We start from the raw sequence: 5,964 nt of genomic DNA on the forward strand, positions 1-5,964 counted from the left end.
ATGTTTGGTATTTATGCTGCGTTATCGCCTATTTATGGGGAATAACCACGCTACATAGGCTCTGCCTTGCCTAAAAACCAAACAGTCTGCTGCAAATTCAACTACCAAAGATCAACACGCCCTAGCAACGCTAATACTATTTAATGCATCTTCAATTGCTTGTTTATTTATTGGTTTATGAATATGAAGGTTAGCCCCGTATTTATAAACTCGCTCCATATCTTTTTGTGAGGTGTTTGCTGTTATAACAATAATTGGCGTTACCTTATTAAGTTCAGAGCGTATTTTTTTAATCGCCTCAAACCCATCCATTACTGGCATATTTAAGTCCATAAAAATAATATCGTAGTGATTTTTACATACCATGTCACACGCCACTTGGCCATTTTCAGCGCAATCATAGGTTAAATTTAACAAAGTAAGTATTCTGGTCAATAACATGGTATTTAATGGGTTATCTTCTACAACTAAACATTTTAGTTTGTTATTTATTTTACGAGATTCTGGGAAATCTTTACTGACGATTATTGGTAAACTCAACGATACCAACGCTCCATGGACTTCATTATTTTTAAAAGTAATTTCGCCGTGCAAAGCTTTTACAACATACTGAACTCGAGTCAGGCCTGTTCTTAACCCTTGGAAGTGGTTTGTTTGTTTAAATGAATCAAATTCAAGCTCAGTAATCTCTTTCGAAAAACCACAGCCAGTATCACTTACCGTTACACACAGCTCGTCATTAAAGAGCTTAGCAGATACAGTAATTTCACCTTCAGTCGTAAACTTAATAGCGTTACTAATTAACTCTGTTAATGTGTGCTGAAACCGTTGATGATCCAATTTACAGACAAAATTTAACGAGTCATCTAAATAACTAACTAGTTTAAGACCTTTTTGCTGGCAAGCATGCTCGTAAGCCATTAGTACTTTATTACACGACTCTAGAAGGTTTTCATTTTTAAAATGCGGTACCCACTTACCAGCGCTTAAAGCTTGCAAGTCTTGCAGCTCATCTAATATGGTTATTAACCTAAGTGCGCAATAATTGGCTTGGATTTTCACACTTTGCTGTGCATCAGAAACCTCTAGTTCTTCAATAGATGCTATAAGACCCTGCAAAGGAGTTCTGAATTCGTGACTTGCTCTGGCAATAAAGTGCTCTTTATTTTGGCTTGTTTGATGAACAAAATCTTTTTGTTTTTTTAGTTTTATAAGCGTATCTGAAACCTCTTTTTCCATTGGCATAAAAACAAACCTTAGCTCAACAAGTAGCAACGCCATTGCCAATAACCAGCATAATATCTCTATATTGATGACCCTGTTTATTTTTTTAACAGCTTGGGACTCGAATAAGCTGACCGCTTTGTCAAGCTTAGCTAATAGCATTTCAACATGCTCTATTGAAAAGAGAGACTGGTTTACCTCACCTTTTTGATACAAAAGCCTCTCAGTTTGTTCTATATATTCTAATACGGTCTTATCCAAGCCAGTAGTTGTACCAAAATATAAATCCACTAATGCTGAATCTAAATAAATGTATTCACCATCAGAATTTTTTGTTAATAATGTTTGGTGGGATTTTTTAAATGTATTGAGAGATTTCTCAAGCGATTCAGTATGAAGTGGTGAGTAATTACTAATGTTGAGTATGGCATTGCTATGCCACGCTATTTTTTGCGACAGCATTCTTTGCTTACCAGCAATATTAATAACTTTTGCATCGTATTTTTGAACGGAGAAGCTATATTGTAACAATAGAGCAGAACCACTGATTAGAAGGGCAATAGTCAATAACGCCCATCGATATCGCTTTCTAACACTTTTAATAATATCGAACATGCAACAGCCTGTTTTTTATTTAAGTGTAGACTAATTTTATAAAACAAAAAATCAGTTAGAGTAATTATGTTTTTAAGTTAATAAGCAATAAAAAGCCCAGCAAAAACTGGGCATATTAAGGTAAGCGTTAACGGTTCTCTAATCGATTATAGTCGAACATTCCATATTCTATCCCACGATATTTTTTAGCTGTATCGTGCAATATATCGCTGTATTGCCAAAACTGTGGATGAGTACGTCGAATACCAAACTTAGATTTCAATGCACCATAATCAGCTTCTATTTGCATCATAGGCAATTGCTCGGCAAAAGCATTTACTTGCTGCTCGTTATTTAAATACCAAATAGCTGCTGGATAATCTCCGATAAACCCAGGAACAATAGTCGCGGTATCTTCATCATAAGCACGTTGGCCATCTTCGTTTAATAAACTAGATATATTGTAGTGCGCATTATGATGAATAATAGTGTAGCCCTTATGGCTATTATCTTCTTGCTTTACAAGTATAAAAGAAAGCTGAGGTAATAAGTTAACCGCTTTTGCTGGCATGTTACTTATTACATTTAACGGCTTTGCCACTCCAGTGTAGTTGTATTTTTCACTTAAAACTGGCGTTAAGGCTTCTTTCATCAAGGTATATAGTTCATGCTGTGGATCATCAGTTTCATAGTTAATACCACTGGGCTGGCTAAATTCTCGGTTACTTTTAAAGAACTTAGATAAGTCAGGTGGTGAATTACGATACCACTGCTTTTTGATTTGATTACGCTTGTGCTCAGGTAATAGAGCTAAAAAGTTTTGCTCTCCCTCTAAACGTAAAAAATCCATATATAAACGTGTAACCAATTGATGGCCTATATTTCCGTATACATCAAAGCCTGCCACAAGCAAATAATGAATACGTTCAAATAACGCATAATCAAGTATCCACGTGGTTTTAGGCTCTTGACCAATAAAACCTTTAACAACAGTTGCACTATCAAAATGGCGGAAAATAGTCAGCGCAGCATTTTTATTATGCCCATCACCTTTCCAAAGCAAATCAGTTGTAAGATGCTCGCCACCTTTGAACATTTCGTTTGCAAGCTCAACTTTTGCCTGTAAATATTTTTTCTCACGAACTGAATATTTAACCCAGCTAGAAATAGGTAACGCATTACTTTCCTCTGCGGCAGGAAGTTCTAGAGCTTCTTCATGTTGCATTAGCATTTCCCCTACAGCAGGAGTCGCAACCTTATCAGGATCAGCAAATGCCACCCAAAAGTGATCATTTATAACATTTAAAGCAATCTGACCACGACAAACAGGCCCTTTTATAAAGCCCATAATAATTAACTCTGCTTCATCAAGCATAAATTGATATTTAGAATTAATAGGAATAACTTCAAAAGTTTTAAATGGGTTAGATGCTGACTTAGGCTCATAACTCGGCATTTGCGTAACTGTATAATCTGGCGCAATAAACTGCTCGTACAAACGCAGTAATTTAGTTTCATTAAGCTCAAGTGGTAAATGCGTTTTAGAAAGTATGGTTGTACGCTCTTGCATAAAACGATAATAAACACGGCTAACTTTAGGGTCATCGTATGGACGACGCGTATTAATTAACTTTATTTCCTCACCAGGAGGCGTACTTGAGCGAACTAGTTTAAAAAAGCTTTGTGGGCTCTCTGACGTAAAATAAATATGTGCTAAAAACCAATGCTCATAAATATAACGTGCTGATAACTGATACTTTAAATTATCTTGATTTAAAAATGCTTCCCAGCCCTTTATTTTATTCTGATCATACTTACTTGGTGGCTCAATATGTGACATTTTACCGCCATTTTTAAGCCAGTTCTGTAAATGATTAAACTCTTCGCGCGAAACCCCAGGTAAACCATAAGGCATACCGCCATGAGGTTGCTCGTCAGCTAATCGGTCAAACTCCCCCATTGTTGCACAGGTTTGCGAACGCCCTAATGAAAAATCAAATTCATCATCTAGCACTTCATTAGTTGGTAATTCATAGCTTTGCTTTAACACTAAACTATTAAATAAAACACTTCCCGCTAAGTTTGCTTCTTCACTTTGTACGCGCTCATTTAGCACTGGCGTAAAGTTTTTTTCTCGCCATTGCTGTGTATTGTTTGCATCAAACAATAAACGGCTTGGGGTCGTTGCCAATAAACGAGTTCCATCGTAAACGAGCTCTTTACTCAAACCTCGATCAATACCTTCAGGGGATGAGAGCTTAAGCTGGCAAGGTGCGTCGTAACAACCATGGCAAACGACGCAGCGAGTATCGAGTACTGGTTTTACGTTTTGTAAAAAATCAGCTCCAGCAAGGGTAGAATGTGGAACGATACGTTCTTGCGCTTGTTCAGGGCCAAATAAATCATCGTAATGTGCATTACCTAAGTAAGCACAACCACTAAGGATAATTAATACAAATGTACTTATTATTATTTTTTTCATTCGTCCTCGTCACCTAAATCGAAGGTAGGCATCATATCCATTTGAGGAGAAACGAATGTTTTTTGACCTTCAGTATTCAAAACAATACTTAAAAGAGGCCCATGCGTTAATGTTATCTGCGCATCATGCTCTTGCTCTAATATACTTAAATACAGAGAATCAGTTATAAGCAACTCATAACCGCTAACGGTAATAGCTACACTGCTATCTTCACTTGGATTTTGGCAAATTTGAGCAAGTAACTCATCATCAAGTCCAATTGATATTTCAAAATCAGGCTGCTCTAAATCTCTATTACTTAATGATTCATCTAATAGAAATAAAGGAAGGGTTAAATTGCTATCTTGTTCAAATTCCATTGCGTTCTCTGCACTTTCTGACGATTTAATTGGCGAGTATTATAACAAACTAGCGAGTAAATTAACGCTAAAGCTAATGTAACTGTTTAAACGTCATCTATAACAGATTCGATCACCGAAAATACAGCACCTTGAGGGTCGCATATAACACTAAAACGACCAACATCGGGGATATCTGTTGCAGGAACACATACTTGTCCACCTAAGCTAGCGGCTTTATTTACTGCCGTATCGCAGCCCTCTACTGAAAAATAAATCATCCAATGAGCGGGAATATCTTCGGGCCAGTCGCTTGTCATCTCAAGCATACCGGCAATTGGCTGTCCATCAACCAAAAATAAAGTGTAGTTCATACCTTCCATTGGCTTTATTTCACTTTCCCAGCCTAGTAAAGCACAGTAAAAGTCTCTACTTACTTTACCATCTCTGGTTGCTAACTCATGCCAATAAGGCGTGTTTAATTCACCTAAGTGCTTACAACCTTTATGCTCATTCCCCTGCCATAGTGCAACAGTGGCACCTACAGGATCTTTTAGCATCAACATTCGCCCTGCATTCATAACATCATGAGGACCGGCAATAACTTCAGCACCTAGTTCTTTAGCTTTTAGCGCACAATCATCAACATTGTCGACGGCAATGTAAGCCAACCAATGACTTGAGATCCCTTCACTAACTTGCTCTTTAGGCATTTCATACATAGCGGCTATATCACCACCTTGCTTTTGTAGCATGGTGTAATATATGTCCTCTCCAATAGGTTGATCGTCATATCTCCAATCAAATAATGATGTATAAAACGTCTTACCTTCTTTCCAATTGTTTGTACAAAGTTCTGACCAACAAAAAATGCCATGTGGATGATTATCAATTTCACTCATTATTAAACCCTTATTATTCTATTTTTATCTAAACGAACTATGTCACATTTTATAAACTACATAATTGAACAGATCATAAATTGAGATTAGAGCAATAACTAAGCGGAGTCGATAAAAGAAGGGCAAAAAATTCGTTATTCAGTTGTTTCATATATGAGGTTTTTAACGCATTTAGCGTCAGGTTTAAACCCTCAAATTGATTAAATATTATTGCTGATTGATATAAATGATTTACTAAGAAGTTCTTCGTTCTAGAGGAATCCCTGAGTCAATTTTTTGCAGACGTAAAAAAGCCCGAATCGTTAGATTCGGGCTTTCTACAATTTGAAGCCTGGTAATGTCCTACTTTCACATAGCAAATGCTACACTATCATCGGCGCTGTTTCGTTTCACTACTGAGTTCGGCATGGAATCAGGTGGGTCC

At 36.9% G+C, this 5,964-nt stretch carries 4 protein-coding genes and 1 rRNA gene; all 5 read right to left on the reverse strand.

Annotated elements, in window-relative coordinates:
- Window positions 1-111: 111 nt before the first annotated feature.
- Window positions 112-1,839 (reverse strand): response regulator, encoded by a 1,728-nt coding sequence (locus tag ENH88_RS04140; protein ID WP_304179817.1) that lies wholly within the window; start codon window positions 1,837-1,839, stop codon window positions 112-114.
- A gap of 127 nt (window positions 1,840-1,966) precedes the next feature.
- Window positions 1,967-4,300 (reverse strand): fatty acid cis/trans isomerase, encoded by a 2,334-nt coding sequence (locus tag ENH88_RS04145; protein WP_304179819.1) that lies wholly within the window; start codon window positions 4,298-4,300, stop codon window positions 1,967-1,969.
- Window positions 4,297-4,659 (reverse strand): hypothetical protein, encoded by a 363-nt coding sequence (locus ENH88_RS04150; protein WP_010553841.1) that lies wholly within the window; start codon window positions 4,657-4,659, stop codon window positions 4,297-4,299. Before ENH88_RS04150 ends, ENH88_RS04145 begins: the two co-directional genes overlap by 4 nt.
- A gap of 86 nt (window positions 4,660-4,745) precedes the next feature.
- Window positions 4,746-5,540: a VOC family protein gene (locus tag ENH88_RS04155; RefSeq protein ID WP_304179823.1), complete on the reverse strand. Its 795-nt coding sequence runs from the start codon at window positions 5,538-5,540 to the stop codon at window positions 4,746-4,748.
- A gap of 329 nt (window positions 5,541-5,869) precedes the next feature.
- Window positions 5,870-5,964: ribosomal RNA gene (gene rrf, locus ENH88_RS23255) — 5S ribosomal RNA — on the reverse strand; the annotation flags it as partial.

This window comes from Pseudoalteromonas prydzensis, assembly GCF_011050055.1.
GTDB classification, from domain to species: Bacteria; Pseudomonadota; Gammaproteobacteria; order Enterobacterales; family Alteromonadaceae; genus Pseudoalteromonas; species Pseudoalteromonas prydzensis_A.